The 20,578-nt window shown below is 75.5% G+C and carries 16 protein-coding genes; 11 read left to right on the top strand and 5 right to left on the bottom strand.

What is annotated here, in order from left to right; all coding sequences use genetic code 11:
- Window positions 1–10: 10 nt before the first annotated feature.
- Both ACI79A_RS05055 and ACI79A_RS05050 read right to left on the bottom strand, forming a co-directional pair.
- Window positions 11–1,228: an acetyl-CoA C-acetyltransferase gene (locus tag ACI79A_RS05055; protein WP_457080589.1), complete on the bottom strand. Its 1,218-nt coding sequence runs from the start codon at window positions 1,226–1,228 to the stop codon at window positions 11–13.
- Window positions 1,229–1,355: 127 nt separating this feature from the next.
- Complete coding sequence (locus ACI79A_RS05050) at window positions 1,356–2,141, bottom strand: SDR family NAD(P)-dependent oxidoreductase (RefSeq protein WP_457080586.1); 786 nt, start codon at window positions 2,139–2,141, stop codon at window positions 1,356–1,358.
- 119 nt (window positions 2,142–2,260) lie between these two features.
- Between ACI79A_RS05050 and ACI79A_RS05045 the strand changes: the two genes are divergently transcribed.
- The 3 genes from ACI79A_RS05045 (at window position 2,261) to ACI79A_RS05035 (ending at window position 4,866) form a co-directional block, all read left to right on the top strand.
- Window positions 2,261–2,470: a hypothetical protein gene (locus ACI79A_RS05045; protein WP_457080584.1), complete on the top strand. Its 210-nt coding sequence runs from the start codon at window positions 2,261–2,263 to the stop codon at window positions 2,468–2,470.
- Between the two features lie 103 nt (window positions 2,471–2,573).
- The gene (locus tag ACI79A_RS05040) at window positions 2,574–3,584 is read left to right on the top strand and encodes an alcohol dehydrogenase catalytic domain-containing protein (protein WP_457080582.1); all 1,011 of its coding nucleotides are present in this window, start codon (window positions 2,574–2,576) and stop codon (window positions 3,582–3,584) included.
- 31 nt (window positions 3,585–3,615) lie between these two features.
- Entirely contained in the window at window positions 3,616–4,866 is a 1,251-nt protein-coding gene (locus tag ACI79A_RS05035) for an MFS transporter (RefSeq protein WP_457080580.1), read from the top strand.
- A gap of 3 nt (window positions 4,867–4,869) precedes the next feature.
- Here ACI79A_RS05035 and ACI79A_RS05030 read toward each other — a convergent pair whose 3' ends face one another.
- Window positions 4,870–5,769: a potassium channel family protein gene (locus ACI79A_RS05030; protein WP_457080578.1), complete on the bottom strand. Its 900-nt coding sequence runs from the start codon at window positions 5,767–5,769 to the stop codon at window positions 4,870–4,872.
- 126 nt (window positions 5,770–5,895) lie between these two features.
- Between ACI79A_RS05030 and ACI79A_RS05025 the strand changes: the two genes are divergently transcribed.
- The 3 genes from ACI79A_RS05025 to ACI79A_RS05015 are packed head-to-tail and all read left to right on the top strand — an operon-like array spanning window position 5,896 to window position 9,282.
- The gene (locus tag ACI79A_RS05025; RefSeq protein WP_457080575.1) at window positions 5,896–7,560 is read left to right on the top strand and encodes an FAD-dependent oxidoreductase; all 1,665 of its coding nucleotides are present in this window, start codon (window positions 5,896–5,898) and stop codon (window positions 7,558–7,560) included.
- Window positions 7,557–8,984: a sensor histidine kinase gene (locus ACI79A_RS05020; RefSeq protein ID WP_457080573.1), complete on the top strand. Its 1,428-nt coding sequence runs from the start codon at window positions 7,557–7,559 to the stop codon at window positions 8,982–8,984. Before ACI79A_RS05025 ends, ACI79A_RS05020 begins: the two co-directional genes overlap by 4 nt.
- 10 nt (window positions 8,985–8,994) lie before the next feature.
- Window positions 8,995–9,282, top strand: a complete 288-nt coding sequence (locus ACI79A_RS05015) for a UBP-type zinc finger domain-containing protein (protein WP_457080571.1) — start codon at window positions 8,995–8,997, stop codon at window positions 9,280–9,282.
- A 151-nt stretch (window positions 9,283–9,433) separates the two neighbouring features.
- Here the strand turns inward: ACI79A_RS05015 and ACI79A_RS05010 are convergent, their stop codons facing one another.
- Window positions 9,434–9,892 carry a hypothetical protein gene (locus ACI79A_RS05010; RefSeq protein ID WP_457080569.1) on the bottom strand — a complete coding sequence of 153 codons (459 nt, stop codon included), beginning with the start codon at window positions 9,890–9,892 and terminating at the stop codon, window positions 9,434–9,436.
- Between the two features lie 142 nt (window positions 9,893–10,034).
- The gene (locus ACI79A_RS05005) at window positions 10,035–11,018 is read right to left on the bottom strand and encodes a ferritin-like domain-containing protein (RefSeq protein ID WP_457080567.1); all 984 of its coding nucleotides are present in this window, start codon (window positions 11,016–11,018) and stop codon (window positions 10,035–10,037) included.
- Window positions 11,019–11,216: 198 nt separating this feature from the next.
- Between ACI79A_RS05005 and ACI79A_RS05000 the strand changes: the two genes are divergently transcribed.
- The 5 genes from ACI79A_RS05000 to ACI79A_RS04980 all read left to right on the top strand — a co-directional run bounded on the left by ACI79A_RS05000 (window position 11,217) and on the right by ACI79A_RS04980 (window position 20,443).
- Entirely contained in the window at window positions 11,217–12,017 is an 801-nt protein-coding gene (locus ACI79A_RS05000; RefSeq protein WP_457080565.1) for a TetR/AcrR family transcriptional regulator C-terminal domain-containing protein, read from the top strand.
- 233 nt (window positions 12,018–12,250) lie between these two features.
- The gene (locus ACI79A_RS04995; RefSeq protein ID WP_457080563.1) at window positions 12,251–13,105 is read left to right on the top strand and encodes a DUF2382 domain-containing protein; all 855 of its coding nucleotides are present in this window, start codon (window positions 12,251–12,253) and stop codon (window positions 13,103–13,105) included.
- Between the two features lie 74 nt (window positions 13,106–13,179).
- Window positions 13,180–13,830 carry a hypothetical protein gene (locus tag ACI79A_RS04990; protein ID WP_457080561.1) on the top strand — a complete coding sequence of 217 codons (651 nt, stop codon included), beginning with the start codon at window positions 13,180–13,182 and terminating at the stop codon, window positions 13,828–13,830.
- Between the two features lie 167 nt (window positions 13,831–13,997).
- Window positions 13,998–14,237, top strand: coding sequence for a hypothetical protein (locus ACI79A_RS04985; protein ID WP_457080559.1), 240 nt, complete (start codon window positions 13,998–14,000; stop codon window positions 14,235–14,237).
- A 101-nt stretch (window positions 14,238–14,338) separates the two neighbouring features.
- Entirely contained in the window at window positions 14,339–20,443 is a 6,105-nt protein-coding gene (locus ACI79A_RS04980; protein ID WP_457080557.1) for a DUF3320 domain-containing protein, read from the top strand.
- The last annotated feature ends 135 nt before the right edge of the window (window positions 20,444–20,578 follow it).

Raw genomic sequence — 20,578 nt, 5'->3', positions numbered from 1 at the left:
CCGGTCCGGCTCAGCTCACCCGCTCGAAGACGGCGGCCAGCCCCTGGCCGCCGCCGATGCACATCGTCTCCAGGCCGTAGCGGGCCTCGCGCCGGCGCATCTCGTGGGCCAGGGTGGCGAGGATGCGGGCGCCGGTGGCGCCGACCGGGTGGCCCAGGGAGATGCCCGAGCCGTTGACGTTGACCCGCTCGCGGTCGTCGGCACCCAACCCCCAGGCCTGCAGGCAGGCCAGCACCTGGCTGGCGAACGCCTCGTTGAGCTCGATCAGGTCCAGATCGGCCAGCGTCAGACCGGTGCGCTCCAGGACGGCGGCGGTCGCCGGGACCGGGCCGATGCCCATCGTCTCCGGCGGCACCCCGGCCACCGACCAGCCGACCAGCCGGACGAACGGCTCCCAGCCCCGCCGGTCGGCCTCGGCCCGGGTGGTGACGACGCACGCCGCGGCGCCGTCGTTCTGCCCGGAGGCGTTGCCGGCGGTGACCGTCGCCTCGGGGTCGACCCGGCCCATCACCGGCCGGAGCTTCGCCAGGTCCTCCATGGTCGTGTCCGGCCGCGGGTGCTCGTCCTCGAGGACCACGCGGGCGGGGGCCTTCCGCGTGCCGGGGACCTCGACGCCGATGATCTCGTCCTTGAACCGGCCCTCGCGGATCGCGGCGCCGGCGGCCTGCTGCGAGCGGAGCGCCCACGCGTCCTGCTCGAGCCGGTCGATGCCGTGCTCGCGGCGCACGTTCTCCGCGGTCTCCAGCATGCCGCCGGGCACCGGGTGGTCGACGCCGCCCGCGGTCTCGCGGGCGCGGGCCAGGCGGTCGTGCAGCATCACGCCGTCCCCCTTCGCGCCGGTGCGCAGCCCGAGTGCGTAGTGCTCGACGTTGCTCATCGACTCCACGCCGCCGGCGATGACGACCGTCCCGGCGCCCGAGGCCACCTGCATGGCCGCGTAGATGACCGCCTGGAGCCCGGAGCCGCAGCGCCGGTCGATCTGCAGCCCGGGCACCTGGACGCCGAGGCCCGCGTCGAGGGCGGCGATGCGGCCGATGGCCGGGTTCTCGCCGCTGGGGTTGCAGTGGCCGAGCACGACGTCGTCGACCTCGCCCTCGGCCAGGCCGGTCCGCTCGGCGAGGGCCCGCAGGGTGGTGGCGGCGAGCTGGTTGGCGCTCAGGCCGGCGAACACCCCGCCCATGCGGCCGACGGGCGTGCGCACCGGGGAGCAGATGACGACGTCGTCCATGCACTCACTGTGCCAGCCCTCCCCCGCTCCGGCGCTGCGGTGGCGTCCGCTGAGCGGAAGCCCGAACCGGACGACGCCCCTGCCGGCGGACCGGGAGGGGCGTCGTGCGGAGCGGTCGAGCGGGAGGTCAGTCGCGCGGCTTCGCCATCGCCTCGTGGGCGGAGGTCTTGAAGGCATCCGGCAGGACCTTGTTCATCGCGCCCTGCGCCTTGGTCATCAGGGAGGCGGCGACGACCTGCTTCTCCCCCTTCATCATCGCCTCGAAGCCCTGCTCGGCGACCTCGGCCGCACCGTCCTTCGGGCCCTTGCCCATCGCGGTGTCCTCCAGGTCGGCCCGACGGAAGAAGTCGGTGTCCGTGGGGCCGGGCATCAGCGAGGTGACGGTGACGGCGGAGTCCTTGAGCTCCTGCTGCACGGCCTCGGTCAGCGACTGCACGAAGGACTTCGACGCGTTGTAGACCGGCTGGTAGGCCCCGGGCATGGTCGAGGCGATCGAGGAGGTCACCAGCACCCGGCCCTCGTTGCGGCCGGTCATCTCGACCAGCACCAGCTTCAGCAGCGCGGCGGTGGAGACGACGTTGAGCTGCATGACCTCGAGGTCGTCGGCCCAGTCGGTGTCGACGAAGGCGCCACCACGGCCGACGCCGGCGTTGAGCGCGGCAGCGTGCAGCGGCCGCCCGAGGCCCTGGACCCGGGCCCACAGCTGCTCGATGCCCTCCGGGGTGCGGAGGTCGGCCTGGACGGGGATCACCTCGGCGCCCTCGGCGCGCACCTTCGCAGCGGCGGTGTCGATGGTGTGGTCCTCGGCGTTCACCACGACGTCGTAGCCGTGCTGGGCGAACTGCTTGGCGAGCTCCAGCCCGATGCCACTGGAAGCACCGGTGACCAGGGCGAGCGGCTTGGTCTCAGTCATGGGCGTGCACGTACCCGGTCCCGTGGAACGGAACCGTGCGCGGGGCGGCTCACGGGAGCGGCCGGTGAGGACCGCGGAACCGGCGGTCCGTCCGGCCGGCCGCCCGGCACACTCGACCGGTGACCGACACGACGAACCCGGTGATCTGCTCGGGCAAGGGCTGCACCAACCAGGCCCGCTGGCGGCTGGTCTGGAACAACCCGAAGCTGCACACCCCGGACCGGGAGAAGGTCTGGACGGCGTGCGACGACCACCGGGAGCCGCTCTCCCATCACCTGGCCATCCGCTCGTTCCTCCGCCGCGTCGAGCCGCTGGAGGACGCCGGGTAGGTTCTCCGCTGCACACGGGAGCCCGGGCGCGGGCTGAGACGGCGGACGACCCCCGCCGACCGTCCAACCTGATCCGGTTCGCACCGGCGGAGGGAGCTGCCCGATGCTCGCTGCCCGTTTCCACGCGGCGCACCAGCCACTGGCCCTGGACGACGTCCCGGTGCCCGAGCCCGGCCCGGACGAGGTGCGCGTGCGCATCGGCGCCGCCGGTGTCTGCGGCACCGAGCTGCACTTCACCGACGGGCTCTACGAGCCGGCGAAGAAGCCGATGACGCTGGGCCACGAGGCCGCCGGCACGGTCGAGGCGGTCGGCTCCGCGGTCACCGGCTGGGCCCCGGGCGACCGGGTGGCCGTCTTCTACTACCTCTTCTGCGGCGCGTGCCGCTGGTGCCTGCGGGGACGGCAGAACCTCTGCCTTGCCCCGCGCGGTGTGCTCGCCTTCGCCGCGGACGGCGCCTTCGCCGAGCAGCTCGTCGTCCCCGCGCACTGCCTGGTGCGGCTGCCCGACGAGCTGTCGTTCGAGCAGGCCGCACCGCTGTGCTGCGCCGGCACCACGGCCGTGCACGCGCTGGCCGAGGCCGCCGTCGAACCCGGTGACCTGCTGGTCGTCATGGGCAGCGGCGGGGTCGGGCTGGCCACGGTGCAGGAGGCCCGCCGTCGGGGCGCGACCGTCGTCGCGGTCAGCCGGGACGACGCCCGGCGTGCCGCCGCCCGCGCGGCCGGGGCGACGGCGGCGGTGGCCCCCACCGACCTGGCCGACACCGTGGCGCGGCTGTCCGGCGGCCAGGGCGCCGACGTCGTCGTGGAGCTGGCCGGCGTCTCCGCCACGCTGGAGCTGTCCACCGCCGTGCTCGGCCGGCGCGGCCGGCTGACGCTGGTCGGGTACAGCGCCGACCAGCTCACCGTGAGCCCGCTGGCGATGGTCGTGGCCGAGCAGCGGGTGGTCTCCAGCGTGGGCAACACCCTCGCCGAGCTGGAGCAGGCGGTGGCCCTGGCCGCGGCCGGCCAGCTCACTCCCCCGGTGGCCGGCACGCTGCCGCTGGCGCAGGTCAACGACGCCCTGGACCGGCTGCGCGCCGGTGACGTGGCCGGCCGGCTGGTGCTCACGCCGTAGCGGTCGGAGGGCCGTGTCAGGATCGCTCCTCGTGCGACGCCGCCGCGGGGAGACCGCACTGCCCCGCGAGGTCGGCGTGCTCGCCGTCGTCGCCTTCGTCGTCGCGCTCGGCTTCGGCGTGGTCGCGCCGGCGATCCCGCTGTTCGCCCGCTCCTACGGCGTCGGCACGACGGCGGTCGGCTTCGCGATCAGCGCCTTCGCCTTCTTCCGGTTCGTCTCCGCGTTCGCCGGCGGCTCGCTGGTCGAGCGGATCGGCGAGCGGATCGTGCTGGCCGGCGGGCTGCTGATCGTCGCGCTCACCACCGGCGCGGCGGGGCTCGCCGGCAGCTACCCGGTGTTCGTGGCGCTGCGCGCCGCCGGCGGCGTGGGCAGCGCGATGTTCACCGTCGCCGCCCTGTCGCTGCTGCTGCGCACCGCGCCCCCGGCGCAGCGCGGCCGGGCCGCCGCCACGTACCAGGGCGGCTTCATCCTCGGCGGCATCGCCGGTCCGGGGGCCGGCGGCTTCCTCGCCGAGATCTCGCCGCGGCTGCCCTTCTTCGTCTACGCCGGCTTCCTGCTGGTCGCCGGGGCGGTCGCCCTGGTCCTGCTCCGGGTGCCCCGGCAGCCGCCGTCCGAGGTGCCGGCCGAGCCGGTGGCCCCGGGCCTGGACCAGGGCGGCGGCGCCGACCCCGCTGCCGACCCCGGCACGGAGGCGCCCAGCGGCGGCCTGCGCGCGGCGCTGCGCTCGCGCGCCTACCTCGCCGCGCTGGTGGCCAACCTCGGCGTGGGCTGGGTGCTGTTCGGGGTGCGCAACTCGCTCGTGCCGCTGTACGTGACCGAGGAGCTCGGCAAGACGGTCGCCTGGGCCGGCGCGGGGCTGCTGGCCGGCTCGGTCGCCCAGGCGGTCGGCCTGCTGCGCGCCGGGACGCTCGCCGACCGGTGGGGCCGCCGCCCCTCCCTCGTCCTCGGCTCGGCGCTGGCCACCGCCTCTCTCTCCGTCCTGGTGCTGCCGCCGGCGACGGGTGCGTTCCTGCTGTCCATGGCCAGCTTCGGCCTGGCCGCCTCGCTGCTGGCCAGCGTGCCGGCCGCGGTGGTGGGCGACGTCAGCCCGGCGCGCAGCGGCCGGGTGGTCGCGGTGTTCCAGATGGTCTCCGACCTCGGGGCGGTCTGCGGGCCGCTGGTCGCCGGCTGGCTGACCGACAACCTGTCCTACCAGTGGGCGTTCGGGGTGAGCACCGGGGTGCTGGGCCTCGGCCTGGTGATGGCGCTGGCGATGCCGCGCACGGTGCGCCCCGCGACCTGACCGTCAGCCCGACCGGACCGCCCGGTGGCCGTGGTCGGCGGCGTAGGCCTCGATCACCTCGGCCACGCGGGCATCGCGGTGCAGGAACTGCTGGTCCAGGATTCCGGCGAAGTCCTCCACCGCCAGACCGAGCAGTTCCCCGGCGACCCGGACGTCCTGGCGGGGCGCGTCCCGCGCGGCCTCGCTGAGGTCCACGGCCGTGCCGAGCATGGCCGCCAGGGACGCCTCGTCCGCCCCGTCGCGGAAGTAGTAGGTCTCGGAGTACTGGGTCAGGTCCACCCGGACGTGCACCAGATCACCGGCGAGGCCCTCCAGCACCGGTGCGGCGAGCTGCCCCTGCGGGTCGCCGGTGAACCGGGCGGCACCCACCCGGCGCAGCCCGGCGAGGCGGAGGGCCAGCACCCGCCGGCGGACCAGCGCCGGGTAGATCTGCAGCACCCAGGTGACCGACGCGGTGAGCAGCGCGAAGCCCAGCAGCGCCTGGACCGGGACGACGATCCGCAGCCAGTCCGCGGCCGGCGTGACGTCACCGAACCCGAGGGTGGCCAGCGTGACCGTCGAGGTGTACAGCGCGTCCAGCCAGCCACCCCGCTCGGACGGGTCGAGCGAGCTGCCCAGCAGGAACCCGTCGGACATGTGCGGCCCGTAGACCAGCGCACACCCCAGCACGAGCACCACCACCCACGCGACGATGACCAGCACCATCGCCGTCGGCCCGGACAGCACGCCGGACCGCCCGCTCCGGCGTCCCGACCTCGTCAGCCGCCACACCGCGGCCATCAGGTGGCTGCTCAGCCAGCCACTGCCCGTCGGGTGCCACAACGTCTTGAACACGTCCCGCAGACCGAAGAGCACCACCAGCGCGCCGACGACGGTCACGATCCAGCCCCACAGCCCGTCCACCCGGCCAGCCTGCCAGCAGGCCGGGACGGCTACCGGTGGACGGCCCGGAGGGGTTGGATGAGCGGTGCCACCGGGGGCGCCCCCACCCGGGGACGACCATCCCTCGCGGCCTCGACCGGAGGTGCCGTGCCCGCACGACCCGTCCTGCTCACCGTCGACGACGACCGCGCCGTCAGCCGCGCCGTCGCCCGCGACCTCCGCCGCCGCTACGGCGACAAGTACCGCGTCGTCCGCGCCGAGAGCGGCCCTGACGCGCTCACCGTGCTCCGCGAGCTGACCGCGCGGGGTGAGGTGACCGCCCTGCTGCTCGCCGACCACCGGATGCCGGGGATGACCGGCGTCGAGTTCCTCGAGCACGCGATGGACCTCGTGCCCACCGCGAAGCGCGTGCTGCTCACCGCCTACGCCGACACCGACACCGCGATCCGGGCGATCAACGACGTCGACCTCGACCACTACCTGCTCAAGCCCTGGGACCCGCCGGAGGAGAAGCTCTACCCGGTGCTGGACGAGCTGCTGGAGCAGTGGGGGCGGACCGCGCCGGCGCCGTTCGAGGGCATCACCCTGCTCGGTCACCAGTGGTCGGCGGAGACGCAGGAGCTGAAGGAGTTCCTCGCCCGCAACCAGGTGCCCTACCGGCACCTGCAGGGCGACGCCGCGACCGCGGTGCGCTCCGCCGCCGGGCTGGCCGACGACGCCCAGCTGCCCGCCACCGTCTTTCCCGACGGCGCGGTGGTCAGCCGGCCCGCGCTGCGGGACGTCGCCGAGCGGTGCGGCCTGCCGACCAGCGCCGGCAGCCCCTTCTACGACGTGGTCGTCGTCGGCGCGGGCCCGGCGGGGCTCGGGTCGGCGGTCTACGCCGGCAGCGAGGGGCTGCGCACCCTGCTGGTCGAGCGGACGGCGACCGGCGGCCAGGCGGGCACGAGCAGCCGGATCGAGAACTACCTGGGTTTCCCGCGCGGGGTCTCCGGCGCCGAGCTGGCGATGCGGGCGCGGGACCAGGCGGTGAAGTTCGGCGTCGAGGTGCTCACCACCGCCGAGATCACCGGGATCGCCCCGCACGGCGACGGACGGGTGCTGCGGTTCGCCGACGGCAGCGAGGTGACCGCGCACGCCGTCGTCCTGGCCACCGGGGTGCAGTGGACGCGGCTGCCGGCCGCCGGCGCGGAGGAGTTCGCCGGCCGTGGCGTCTACTACGGCGCCGACCCCCACGAGGCGCTGAGCTGCCGGGACGAGGAGGTCTACGTCGTGGGCGCGGCGAACTCCGCCGGCCAGGCGGCGCTGCACTTCGCCAGGTACGCCCGCCGGGTGGTGATGCTGTGCCGCGGCCCGGACATCCGCCGCGGGATGAGCGAGTACCTGGTGTCGCGGATCGAGGCCTCGGACGTCATCGAGGTGCGCACCTGCACCCAGGTCGTCGCCGTCGAGGGCGCGGACCACGTCGAGCGGCTGGTGCTCAGCGACAGCTCCACGGGCGGCACCGAGACCGTCGCGGCGTCCCGGCTGTTCGTCTTCATCGGCGCCCGGCCGCTCACCGACTGGCTCGGTGACGCCTTCTCCCGCGACGACCACGGCTTCCTGCGCACCGGCCCGGCGCTGCTCGACGGCGAAGGCCGCCCACCGGCGGGCTGGCCCCTGCCTCGCGCGCCCTACCACCTGGAGTGCTCGGTGCCCGGGGTGTTCGCGGCCGGCGACGTCCGGTCGGAGTCGGTCAAGCGGGTCGCCGGGGCCGTCGGCGAGGGCGCGATGGCCGTGACCCTCGTGCACCGCTACCTGGAGGGGACCCGATGACCACCACGAGCCCGCGGATCGGCGTCGACGAGCTGCGGTCGCTGTTCCTGTTCGAGTCCCTCGACGACGACGTGCTGGCCTGGCTCGCCGAGCGCGCCGAGGTGCGCGTGTTCGACGCCGACGCGGTGGTCTTCGCCGAGGACGAGCCGGCCGAGGCGCTGTTCGTGCTGCTGGAGGGCAGGCTCCTGCTGACCAAGCACGCCACCGGCGAGGACGTGGTGATCAACGAGACGTCGCACCGCGGGTCGTACTCCGGCGCCGTGCGGGCCTTCACCGCCGGGCCGCCGGAGCGGTACCAGACCTCGATGCGCACCTCCCGGCCCAGCCGGTTCCTGCGGATCGCGGCTGCCGACTTCGCTCAGCTGGTCCAGCAGCAGTGCCCGATGGCGGTGCACCTGCTCGACGGCATCTACGAGGGGGTGCGGGCGACCGAGTCGACGATGCGCCAGCGGGAGCACCTGGTGCAGCTCGGCGTGCTGTCGGCCAACCTCGCGCACGAGTTGAACAACCCCGCCGCCGCCGCGGTGCGCGCGACCGAGCAGCTGCGCACCCGGATCTCGGGGATGCGGAGCAAGCTGGGCCTGCTGGCGAAGGAGGGGCTGTCACCGGAGCTGGTGGCCAAGCTGGTCGCCGTCCAGGAGCAGTCCGTCGAGCGGGCGGCGAAGCCGCGCCCGGACCTGACCGCTCTGGAGGAGAGCGACCTGGAGGAGGAGATCTCCGACCGGCTGGAGGAGCGCGGCGTCGCGCACGCCTGGGAGCTGGCGCCGGTGTTCGCCGCCGCCGGGCTGGACGCGACCTGGGTCGACGACGTCGTCGAGCAGGTCGACGGCGGGCTCAAGTGGGACGCCGCCTTCGGGTGGATGCGCTACACGCTGGAGACCGAGGCGCTGATGAGCGAGATCGAGGAGGCCACCACCCGGGTCTCCGCGCTCGTCGGCGCGGTCAAGCAGTACTCCCACATGGACCAGGCCCAGCACTCCGAGGTGCCCCTCAAGCCCGGCCTCGAGAGCACGCTGGTGATGCTCGCCCGCAAGCTCACCGGCATCGAGGTGCGCCGGGAGTACGCCGCCGACCTGCCCGTCGTGCCCGGCTACCCCGCGGAGCTGAACCAGGTGTGGACCAACCTGATCGACAACGCCGCCGACGCGATGAACGGCTCGGGGGTGCTCACGCTGCGCACCCGCGCCGACGACGCCTCGGTGTTCGTGGAGATCGGCGACGACGGGCCGGGCATCCCCGCCCAGCTGCAGCCACGGCTGTTCGAGCCGTTCGTGACCAGCAAGCCCGCGGGCCAGGGCAGCGGGCTGGGCCTGGAGAACGCCAAGCGGATCGTCGAGCGCCGGCACGGCGGCTCGCTGACCTACACCACCGGACCGGCGGGGACGACGTTCTGCGTGCGCCTCCCCCGGCACGGGAGCTCCTGAGGAGGGCGCGATGACGACCTGGCAGGTGCAGGGCGGCGTGCCGTGCGTGCACGCGACCGGGTTGCCCGAGCCACCGGGGCCGGCGTCGGTGTGCGAGGACTGCCAGGCGGTCGGTGGCACCTGGGTGCACCTGCGCCGCTGCCTGAGCTGCGACCACGTCGGCTGCTGCGACTCCTCACCCAACCGGCACGCGACGGCGCACTTCACCGCCACCGCGCACCCGGTGGTCGCCTCCGCCGAGCGGGCCGAGCACTGGGCCTGGTGCTACGCCGACTCCGCGGTGCTGCTCCCCCGCTGACCGGTCCGGCCCGTCGCCTCCCGCCACCGCGCACCTGCCGGGCCCACGTCCGCACCCGACACCTCCCCAGGCGCGCGACGGCACCCGGACGCGACGACGGCGCCGCCCCGGTCGGGGCGGCGCCGTCGTCGCGGTGTCTCAGGCGGGCGTCTCAGGCGGGGCGGCGGCCGGCCTGCTCGCGGGCCGCGGTGACCGCCGCGGCGTCCAGCGCGTCGGCGTCGCCACGCTTCCGGGCCTGCTCCTGCCCGTCGAGCCAGGCGATGTGACGCTCCCACGCAGCCCGCGGGGAGACGCCCAGCGCCCGGGCGATCTGCTGCCAGTCGGCGCCGCCCCGGAGGGCGGCGCGGATGCCCAGGTGCCGGCTGCCGTGCGCCTTGCGGGCGACGACCTCCCCCAGGGCCAGCAGCTCGAGGGCTTCCTCCACGTCCAGGGAGGTGCCGACGTCCTTGATCGACAGCCAGTCGTCGCCGGTGTCGGCGTCGTCGATCGGCTTGTCGATGGCGACGTTGTCCCGGCGGCTCAGGAAGTCCAGCCGGATGACGGCGGTCATGAGCGAGAACTCGCTCTCCAGCACCTCGGGGGTGAGGGCGACCTCAGGAGGAGTGCTCATGAGGGTCTGTGTTTCCCGGAGCGCCCGTTGCATAACCGTGATCCACGCGACACCGCCCCGACACGGGCCGTCGCTCCGATCGGTGACCGGGCGCGGACGCCCGGCGCGCGGTCACCGACCGGGCGCGACCCGGACGGGACGGTCAGTCGGTCACGCCGATGGCCTCCTTGGCCAGCGCCGCGAGCCGGGTCTGGGTCGCGCTGACCACGCTGGAGCGCGCCTTGTGCGTCTCCTCGTACCGGATGACCGTGTTCACGTCGGCGGGGTCGTCGAGCTGCTGGACCGCGCGGGCGATCTCGGCGGCCGACATCGAGTCGTAGCCCTTGATCGGCAGCTCGTCGGCGGTCACGTCGCCGAGCTCGCGCCGGGTGGCGGCGACCGCCTCGGCCGCCTCGATGTCGCCCTCGCGCTGGGCGATGCGCTCGGCCCGGCGCAGCGAGGCGAGCCGGCCGACGGTGAGGGTCTCCCGCACCGCACCGGTCAGGGACGTGACCCGGTCACGCACGTCGTCGACGACGCCCGCCAGGCTGCCCTCGGCCGAGTCGCCGGCCTGCTGAGCGCCGCCCACGGCCCGGTTGACCGTGTTGGCCGCGAACCGGACCGGCATGTTCACCAGCTTCGTGGCACCGCCGGCCACCTTCTGAAACGGGGTGGCCTGCAGGGCGGCCGGGCCGCCGAGCGCCTGCTCGGCCAGGACCACGGTGAGCCACTCGACGGTCGCGGAGTGGGCGGTGACCAGCCGGTCGGCGAGCTCCTCCACGGCCGGCTGCTCGGCGGCCTGGGCCAGCACCTTCAGGTAGGTGGCCCGATCGAGCAGCTGGTGCTCCAGCTGCAGGTCCTGCAGCAGGGCCTCGTCGATCGGCTCGGCCTGCTCCAGGGTGCCCTTGACCAGGGCGGTCAGCCGGCCGACGACGGGGGCGACGACGTCGCCGACGCCGGAGAGCGCCCGCAGCTGCTCGGTGATCGCCGCGGCGCGCGCCACGGCGTTGTCGGCGTTCTGCTGCAGCTCACGGCGTACGGCGTCGGTGCGCGCCTGGGTGGTGCGGATCCGGGCGATCTGCTCCTCGGTCCGGGTGAGGGTGAGCAGTGCCCGTAGCTGGGTGATGAGCGTGGTGTGGTCGGTCACGAGGACTCCCGGGTGGCGGATGGCCTGACGTGGCACCGCTACCCGCAGACCCTCCCTCGCTAACAACTGCAAGCACCGTGCTAGCACGTGTGGGCACATCGGCTCCCCCCGGTGGGGTAGTGCCGCCAGGGAGGCGACCGGTGCCCTCGCCCGACGGGGGACACTGGCCGCGGGGGCAGGTCGAGGAGACGGACAGTGGTGGAGACGACGAGCGACGACGGACGCGACCCCGATCTGGTGGCGGTGACCGAGGGCACCGAGGCCGCCACGGAGACGACCCGTCCGGCGGGGCTGGACCGGGAGCGGATCCTGCAGGCGGCGATCAGCTTCATCGACGAGCACGGGCTCGCCGCGCTGACCATGCGCCGGCTGGGCGCCTCGCTGGGGGTGGAGGCGATGGCCCTCTACCGCTACGTGCCCGGCCGCGAGGACCTGCTCGACGGCGTGGTGGACAGCGTGGTCGAGCGGCTGTTCGACGACGACGACGAGCCCGACGACATCCACCTGGAGCACGCCAGCGGGTGGCAGGACTACCTGATGCGGCTGGCCCACGGCGTGCGGCGGATCGCCCTGGCCCACCCGGCGGTCTTCCCGCTGGTGGCCAGCCGCCCGCCGGCTGCGCCCTGGGTCCGACCGCCGCTGCGCAGCCTGCGCATGGTCGAGTCGTTCCTGCGCGCCCTGTGCGACAACGGCTTCTCCGACCAGGCCGCCGTCGCCGCCTACCGGGCCTACTCCAGCTTCCTGCTCGGGCACCTGCTGCTGGAGGTCACCCAGATCGGCGCGCAGGTCAGCCTGCTCGACCAGCCGGAGGGCGACGCACAGGCCCAGCGGACCACCGACCTGACCGACTTCCCGGCGCTGATGCGCACCGAGCCGCTGCTGGCCCAGGACAAGTCGGCCGCGGAGTTCGAGGAGGCCTTGGAGAACCTGCTCGACCGGCTGGAGCGGGTGCTGCACGAGGCGAAGAACTCCGACGACGGCTCGGTGCTGGACCTCTGACGCGCCGGCAGGTCACCACCAGCGGCGCCGTCCCGGTTCGCTCCGGGGCGGCGCCGCTGCGCATCCGGGCACGAGGTGGTGCCGGAGCGTGACCGCCGCGCTCCGCTACGCCCCCGGACGTCCGGGGTTGTTTACGGCGTAAACGGGTGGGCTACCTGAGGTCCGCCAGTCCGGCCGGCGCGCACGGCGCGAGGCCGCCCGGGCCCATCCACCCCCTTTGCTGAGGAGCACTCGTGATCACCGAGCAGGACATCCAGACCGTCATCGGCACCACCGCCGTGGACGCCGACGGCGACAAGCTCGGCAAGGTCGGCCAGGTCTACCTGGACGACCAGACCGGCCGCCCCGAGTGGGCCACCGTGAGCACCGGCCTGTTCGGCACCTCGGAGACCTTCGTCCCGCTGGCCGATGCCCAGCTCGCCGACGGCGCCCTGCGCGTGCCCTACCAGAAGGCCAAGGTCAAGGACGCGCCGCGGATGGACGCCGACTCCGGGCACCTCAGCCCCGACGAGGAGGCCGAGCTCTACCGCTACTACGGCGTGGGCACCGGCACCGACACCACCGCCGGGTACACCGACACCACCGCCGGGCGCACCGACACCACCGCCGGGCGCACCGACACCACCGCCGGGCGCACCGGGGGCTTCGACGACACCAACCGGCACGGCACCACCGGGCACGACACCTCCGGCCCGACCACCGACGAGGCCATGACCCGCTCGGAGGAGCAGCTCCGGGTCGGCACCCAGCAGGTCGAGACCGGCAAGGCCCGGCTGCGCAAGTACGTCGTCACCGAGAACGTGACCACCACCGTGCCGGTCTCCCACGAGGAGGTCCGGCTCGAGCGCGAGCCGATCACCGACGCCAACCGCGAGGCCGCCCTCGACGGCCCGGCGATCTCCGAGGAGGAGCACGAGGTCGTGCTGCACGCCGAGCGCCCCGTGGTCGCCAAGGAGACCGTCCCGGTCGAGCGCGTCCGGCTGGACACCGAGACCGTCACCGGTGAGGAGACGGTCAGCGACTCGGTGCGCAAGGAGCAGATCGAGGCCGACACCGACGGCCGCACCGAGGGGCGCGGCACCCGCTGATCCACCCCCGGTCGGCGGGTGCGCGCCCGCCGACCGGGGTATCCCTCCAGCCACCGACCCCTCCGGGAGATCCCATGGCCACCAACTCGTCCCCCGACCCCACCGGCGCCGCCACCAGCGCCCGGGACACGGAGTTCCGCAACAACTCCGCCGCCGGCGCCCGCGCCACGCGGGGCACCGCCCGCGACGCGGTCGACGCCCAGCACGCCCGCTTCGGCGGGATCAAGTGGGGCGCGGCCTTCTTCGGCTGGCTGTCCGCCAACGGCCTGGCCGTGCTGCTGATCGCGCTCGTCTCCGCCGCCGGCGTCGCCCTCGGTCTCACCGAGAACCCCGACGTCGCCGAGGCCGCCGACCAGCCCGGCACCGTGGGCATCGGCGGTGGCATCGCGCTGCTGGTGGTGCTGTTCCTGGCCTACCTCGCCGGCGGCTACGTGGCCGGCCGGATGGCGCGCTTCGACGGCATCCGCCAGGGCATCGCCGTCTGGGTCGTCGGGCTGCTCGTGGTCATCGCGCTCGCGGTCGCCGGCGCGGTGCTCGGCTCGCAGTACAACGTGCTGTCCCAGCTGAACCTGCCGCGCATCCCCGTCGACGAGGGCACCGCCACCACCGCCGGCATCATCGCCCTGGTCGCCGTCCTGGTGGTCACGCTGGTCGGCGCGATCCTGGGCGGCAAGCTCGGCGAGCGCTTCCACCGCAAGGTCGACCGGGCCGGTTTCACCGGCTGATCAGCACCTCCGAGCACGTCTCCCCCGCCGTCGGCCCGCACCGGGCCGGCGGCGGTGGCGCGTCCGGACCGGTCCGGTGAGGCGCCTGGGGTGGCTGGGACGGCCCGCCCCCGACCGTCCGCGTGTTGATCGGCGGATCGGCGTCGCCGTCTCACATGGTGGCGGGCATGGGATTCACCTACCGCACGGCGCGCGCCGTGATGATGGTCGGGTCCATGTCGGACCCGGCCGGCCAGCAGGCCCGCCTCATCGGCCCCGCCCACGCGACCCTGGGGCTCAGCGGCGCCCGCGGCCGCACCGCGCTGTGCGGTGTCTACGTCGCCCGGGACGAGGAGGTCCCCTGGCCTCCGCAGCCCGAGGTCTGCGACTCGCTCTGCCCCGCCTGCAGCCAGCTCGCCCTGCTCTGACACGGGTGCCATCCGTCCCCACCAGACCCCTGTCGTCACACCCGCACCACCTGTCGGCCGGGTGCGCCGGACCGGTCCGTCCGAACCGGTAGACAGACCCCATGGGGAACGTCGCCGACCTGCACCACGAGGCCGAGGGGCCCGTTCCGCCGCCCACCGAGCAGCCGGTCTCCCTCGAGCTCACCGCCACCCCGGTGCTCAGCCAGGCTCTGGCGTACAACGAGGTGCCGGTCGTCTCCCGGCTGGCGGTGCACAGCGCCACCACCACCGTCCGCGGCGCGACCGTGCGGCTGTCGGTGGCCGACGACGTCGGGCCGGTCGGCCCCCCGGTCGAGCGGCTGGTCGACCTGGAGGCCGGGCGCACCACGGTCGTCGGTGACGTCGGGCTCACCCTGGACGCCGGGGCCCTGCTGCAGGTGCCCGAGCGCCGGTCCGGCTGGGTCCGCGTCGAGCTGACCGCCGGCGACCGCACGCTGGCGTCCCGCCGCCTCCCGGTGCACGTGCTGGCCCCGGGCCAGTGGCTGGCCACCCCGTCACCGCTGGCGCTGGAGCTGCTGGCCGCGCACGTGCTGCCGCACGACCCGGCGGTCGGCCGGCTGCTCGACGACGCCTGCGACCTGCTGGAGGAGGGCACCGGCAGCCGCGCGCTCTCCGGCTACGACGAGGGCCCGGAGCGGGTCGACGAGGTGGTCGACGCGCTGGTGTGGGCGATGCGCCGGCGCAGCGTGCGGCCCACGTTGCCGCCGGTGAGCTGGACCGAGGTCGGCCAGGTGGTGCGCACCCCGGACGAGGTGCTCGACGGCGGTGTCGGCACCAGCCTGGACACCACGCTCACCCTCGCCGCCGCCTGCGAGCGGGCCGGCCTCCGGCCGCTGGTCTGGGTGGCCGACGGCCACGCCTTCTGCGGCTACTGGCGCGAGGAGCGCGGCACCGAGACCGCGGCCACCACCGACGTGGCCGGACTGGTGAACCTGGTCGACCTCGGCGTCATCCGGCTGGTGGAGACGACGCTGCTGGCCGCCGGCGGGAGCAACGTCGCCGACCTGCACCGCCCGGCCTACGCCGCCTGGCTCACCGGCGACCTCGGCCGGCTGCTGGGGGTCACCGACGTCGTCCGCGCCCGGCGCGAGGGCGTGCGCGCGCTGCCGGTGCACACCGCCGGCGACGTCGTGCTGGAGCACCGGGCCGCCGCGGGTCCCGCCGAGGAGGCCGTCGAGGCCGCCGCCGGATCGGAACCGGCGCCGTCGGCACCCGACGCCCGCCCCGAGGTGCCCGCGCGCGTCCAGCAGTGGAAGAACGCCCTGCTGGACCTGAGCCCGCGCAACCGGCTCATCTCCTACGGCGAGCGCGCCGGCGTGCCGCTGACCGTGCCGCACGACGTGCTGCCACTGCTCGAGGAGCTGCTCACCGGCGGCACCACGCTCACCCTGCTGCCGGGCGACGCCCTCTCCGAGGTGCAGCGCGAGCGCGGGGTGCGGTCGGCGCGCGAGCTGCCGGCCGAGCTGCTCACCGAGACCCTGGCCGAACGCCGCGCCGTGCACGCCGACGTGCCCGAGGCCGGGTACCTCTCCCGGCTGCGCGGCCTGGCGCACCGGGCCCGCACCGTGGTCGAGGAGACCGGGGCGGACAACCTGTACCTCGCGCTGGGCAGCCTGGTCTGGGAGGCCGACGGCCGCCCGCTGCGCTCCCCGCTGGTGCTGCTGCCGGTGCTGCTGAGCCCGGCCTCGCGCACCGGCGCCTACCGGCTGACCGCCGACGAGGCCGGTGCCGCCACTCCGAACTGGTGCCTGCTGGAGAAGCTGCGCCAGCTGCACGGGCTGACCGTGCCCGGCCTGGCCGAGGGGGCCGACGGCGTTCGGCTGGGCGCTGCCGTGCAGGCGGTGCGCGAGGCGCTGGCCGAGCGCGGCCTGCCGTGGCGGGTGGAGCCGACGGCCGACCTCGCGGTGCTCCAGTTCGCCAAGCACCGGCTCTGGCAGGACCTGGACCAGCACTGGGCCGACCTCGCCCGCAACCCCCTGGTCGCCCACCTGATCCACGACCCGAACGCCCCGTTCACCGACCCGGCGCCGGACACCGCCGGCACGGTCGACCTGGACGAGCTGGCCGCCGGCTGCCCGCTGCCCGCCGATGCCTCGCAGCTGCGCGCGGTCGCCGAGGCGGTCGCCGGGCGCACCTTCGTGCTGGAGGGCCCGCCCGGCACCGGCAAGTCGCAGACGATCACCAACCTGCTCACCCGGGCGGTCGCCGAGGGCAAGCGGGTGCTGTTCGTCGCCGAGAAGCGCGCCGCGCTCGACGTCGTGGCCCGCCGGCTGGACGCCGTCGGCATGGGCCCGTTCGCGCTCGACCTGCACGACAAGGGCAGCCGTCCGGCCGTCGTCCGGGCGCAGATCCGGGCGGCGCTGGACCACGCGGTCGAGGTCGACGAGCAGGGTCTGGCCGCCGACGCGGAGGACCTGCGCTCGGCCCGCCGGAGCCTGGACCGCTACGCCGAGCGCCTGCACGCCCCCAACCCGGCCGGGTTGTCGTACTACTCGGCCCGCACGGCGGTGCTGGCCGCCGGGGACGCGGTCCCGCCGCTGCCGGTGCCACCGGCCTTCGCCGGCCAGGCGGACGCCGAGACGGTCACCGGGGTGCGCCGGGCGCTGGCGCTGCTGCCGGACATCGCCGACCTGGCCCGCCCCTCGGCCGGCCACGCGTGGGCCTTCCTGGACACCGTCGACATCGACATCGAGGCCGTGCAGCGGGCGGCGGTCGCCGTCGACAGCGCCATCCGCGAGCTGCCCGGCGAGGGCGCCCTGGCCGCGGTGCTGCGGGCGGTCCGCACGCCGGAGGACCTGGACGACCTGGCGCACCTGCTGGCCGGGCCGCCGCTGGGCCTCGACGTGCTCGACCAGGTGCGCAGCCCCCGCTGGGCGGCCGCGCTCGACGACCTGCTCGCCGACGTGGAGGCGCTGGCCGAGGCCGGTTCCCCCGCCTTCGACGTCGTCACCCCCGATGCGCTCGGCCTGCCGCTGGGTGAGCTGTTCGTGCAGGCGCAGGAGGCGGCCGCCGGCTCCTTCCTGGGCCGGCGCGGCAAGCTCGCCGAGGTGCGCGCCCGGTTCGCCGGTGTGCTGGCCGACGGCGCGACGGTGCGGACCAAGGACGTGCCGGAGCTGACCGCGTCGCTGCGCACCGTGCAGTCGGCCGTGCAGGCCCTGGCGGCGCGCGCGACCGCCGTCCCGGGGCTGCAGGTGCCCGCCGGCTGGAACCCCTTCACCGACGCCGGGCGCACCCTGCTGGCAGCCGAGGCCCGCTGGCTGCGGCGGGCCGCGGCGACCGCCGACGGTTCCGTGGGGCTGGCCGGCGCGGTGCGCCGGCTCCTGGTCGCGGGGCCGGCCTCCGACCCCGCCGCCGCGCGCCTGGTGCTCCGGCTGCGCGACGCGGTGACCGCGCTGCTGACCGCCTGCGGCAGCTCCTCGGCGCAGCTCGCGGCGTGGAGCGGGGAGCAGGGGCTGGTGCTGCACTGGACGATGACCCGCCCCGAGCGGGGCGTGGAGTACATCCACCCGATGTCGCTGCGGCGCTGGGTGAGCCTGCTGGACACCCTCGAGCCGCTGCGGCTGACCGGGCTCACCGAGGCCCGCCGGCTGCTGGTGCACGGTGAACTGCCCGCCGAGGACGCGGTGCGCGCCTTCGACCGCGGGCTGGCCGAGGCGTCGCTGGCCGAGCGCCGGGACGCCACCGGGCTCAGCGCCTTCGACGCCGGCCGGCACGAGGCGACGATCACCCGGTTCGCCGCGGCGTCCCGGGCGGTCCGGTCGCACCTGACCTGCGCCGTGCCCGCCGGGGTGCTGGCCGCCCGCCCGTTCGACCCGGCGACCGGGGACAGCCGGGTGGGCGCGCTGCAGCGCGAGCTGGCCAAGCAGCGTCGGGGGCTGGGCGTGCGGGGCCTGCTGGCCGCGCACGGCGACCTGATCACCTCGGTGCTGCCCTGCGTGCTGGTCAGCCCCGACTCGGTGGCCCGGTTCTTCCCCGCCGACGCCGACCTGTTCGACCTGGTCGTCTTCGACGAGGCCTCGCAGATCCGGGTCGCCGACGCCATCGGCGCGCTGGGCCGGGCCCGCACCGCGGTCGTCGTCGGGGACAGCAAGCAGCTGCCGCCGACGACGTTCGGTGAGCCGTCCGCGGCCGACGACGAGCCGGCCGAGGACACCGTCGCCGACGAGGAGTCGATCCTCTCTGAGTGCGTGCAGGCCCGGGTGCCGCGGCAGTGGCTGTCCTGGCACTACCGCAGCCAGGACGAGACGCTGATCGCCTTCAGCAACGCCCAGTACTACGACAACCGGCTGGCCACCTTCCCGGCGCCGGCGCACGGGCGCGCGTCCTCGGGGGCCGGGGGCCGTGGGGTGTCGCTGGTGCGGGTCGCGGGCACCTTCCACCGCACCGGGGGCGGGAAGCTGCTGCGGACCAACCCGGTGGAGGCGGCGGCCGTGGTCGCCGAGGTGCTGCGCCGGTTTGAGGTGGCCGCGCCCGCGGTGCCCTCGATCGGGGTGGTCACCTTCAACGCGCCGCAGCGGTCGCTGATCGAGGCTCAGCTGCGCGACAGCGGCGACCAGCGGGTGGTCGACGCCCTCGACCGCACCGACGGCGAGGGCCTGTTCGTGAAGAACCTGGAGAACGTGCAGGGCGACGAGCGCGACGTCGTCTTCTTCTCCACCGGCTTCAGCCCCGACGAGCGCGGGAACCTGCCGCTGAACTTCGGCCCGCTGAACCGTGCCGGGGGCGAGCGGCGGCTCAACGTGGCCGTCACCCGGGCCCGTCACCAGGTCGTCGTCTTCACCTCCTTCGCCCCGGAGCAGCTGCGCGCCGAGCAGACCGCCTCGCTGGGCGTGCAGCACCTGCGCGCCTACCTGGACCTGGCGGCGCTGGGCACCGACGCGCTGCCGCGCGGCGCCCGCCCGGCCGGGGCGCCGGACCGGCACCGCGACGAGATCGCCGCCGCGCTGCGCGAGCGGGGGCTGGTGGTGCGCACCGACGTCGGGCTGTCGGACTTCCGGGTCGACCTGACCGTCGCCCGCGCGGCCGCCCCGGATGCCCCGGTGCTGGCGGTGCTGCTGGACGGGCCGGCCTGGGCGCGCCGGAGGACGGTCGGTGACCGGGACGGGCTGCCGGTGGAGGTGCTCTCCGGCCTGCTCGGCTGGCCCGCGGTCGAACGAGTGTGGCTGCCGACATGGCTGGTCGACGCCGGTGCCGTCGTCGACCGGCTGGTCGCCGCGGTCGACGCCACTCCCCCGCCCCGCCCGGCCGTCCCGGCGGAGCCCCCGGCTGCGGTGGCCGCGCCGGCTCTGGAGCCCCGACCGGTCGAGGACGCCGCGACCACCGCCGAGACCGGGATCGAGACGGCCGAGCACGAGGTGGCCGAGCACGAGGGCCCGCTGGCCGACGTGATCCCGATCCGCCCGGTGGCGCGCGTTGCCCAGCCGACCACCGTTCCCGAGCCCACCGTTCCCGAGCCCACCGCCTCCGAGCCCGTCGTCGCCGCCCCCGAGCCCGTCGTCGCGGTCGCGGAACCCGGGGTCGAGACCGCGACCGGGACGCCGGCCGCTGCGACTCCGGCGGGCACCCGACCGGCGACCACCCGGTCGGCGAGCCCGCGGCCGGCGGAGCCGGGCGCACCGCTGGACGAGGAGCTGCCGTTCATCGCCTGGGCACCCAAGCCGGCCGGGGACAGGAAGCAGCTCGACCAGCTGGGCGACCCGGCGGTCCAGCGGGTCGTGCGGCGGGTGCTCAACGCCGGCATCAAGGCCGAGGGGCCGGTGCACCGCGACCGGCTGGCCCGGCTGACCGCCGGCGCCTTCGGGCTCACCCGGGTCGGCGCCGCCCGCCGGGACGCCCTGATGGACCTGCTGCCACCCAGCGCGCTGCAGGGCGAGCACCTGTGGCCCAAGGGCACCGACCCGGCCGAGTGGACCTGGTTCCGCCGGCAGGCCACCGCTGCGGAGCGGCCGCTGGAGCAGGTCGCCCCGCGTGAGGTCGGCAACGCGATGGTCGCCCTCACCCGGGCCGCCGGCAGCCTGGCCGTCGACGAGCTGCGGGTCCGCACCGCGGAGGTCTTCGGGCACCGCCGACTCACCCCGGCGGCCCAACCGCCGCTCGACGCTGCCCTGCAGGCGGCCGTGGCGGCCGGGCGCCTGACGGTCGCCGCCGACGGCACCGTCACCGCCTGAACCACTGCTTCGGGGGGGGGGGGGGGGGGGGGGGGGGGGGGGGGGGGGGGGGGGGGGGGGGGGGGGGGGGGGGGGGGGGGGGGGGGGGGGGGGGGGGGGGGGGGGGGGGGGGGGGGGGGGGGGGGGGGGGGGGGG

The sequence above is a fragment of the Modestobacter sp. SYSU DS0657 genome, from assembly GCF_054050925.1.
Note: the sequence above shows the minus strand (reverse complement) of the source record. Positions and strands in the feature narration are given on the sequence as shown.

What these genes read in the sequence shown, in the direction of transcription:
- ACI79A_RS05010 (WP_457080569.1), bottom strand. Translation starts at nt 9,892, where the DNA reads ATGAGCACTCCTCCTGAGGTCGCCCTCACCCCCGAGGTGCTGGAGAGC.
- ACI79A_RS05015 (WP_457080571.1), top strand. Translation starts at nt 8,995, where the DNA reads ATGACGACCTGGCAGGTGCAGGGCGGCGTGCCGTGCGTGCACGCGACC.
- ACI79A_RS05040 (WP_457080582.1), top strand. Translation starts at nt 2,574, where the DNA reads ATGCTCGCTGCCCGTTTCCACGCGGCGCACCAGCCACTGGCCCTGGAC.
- ACI79A_RS04985 (WP_457080559.1), top strand. Translation starts at nt 13,998, where the DNA reads ATGGGATTCACCTACCGCACGGCGCGCGCCGTGATGATGGTCGGGTCC.
- ACI79A_RS05050 (WP_457080586.1), bottom strand. Translation starts at nt 2,141, where the DNA reads ATGACTGAGACCAAGCCGCTCGCCCTGGTCACCGGTGCTTCCAGTGGC.
- ACI79A_RS04980 (WP_457080557.1), top strand. Translation starts at nt 14,339, where the DNA reads ATGGGGAACGTCGCCGACCTGCACCACGAGGCCGAGGGGCCCGTTCCG.
- ACI79A_RS05020 (WP_457080573.1), top strand. Translation starts at nt 7,557, where the DNA reads ATGACCACCACGAGCCCGCGGATCGGCGTCGACGAGCTGCGGTCGCTG.
- ACI79A_RS05055 (WP_457080589.1), bottom strand. Translation starts at nt 1,228, where the DNA reads ATGGACGACGTCGTCATCTGCTCCCCGGTGCGCACGCCCGTCGGCCGC.
- ACI79A_RS04990 (WP_457080561.1), top strand. Translation starts at nt 13,180, where the DNA reads ATGGCCACCAACTCGTCCCCCGACCCCACCGGCGCCGCCACCAGCGCC.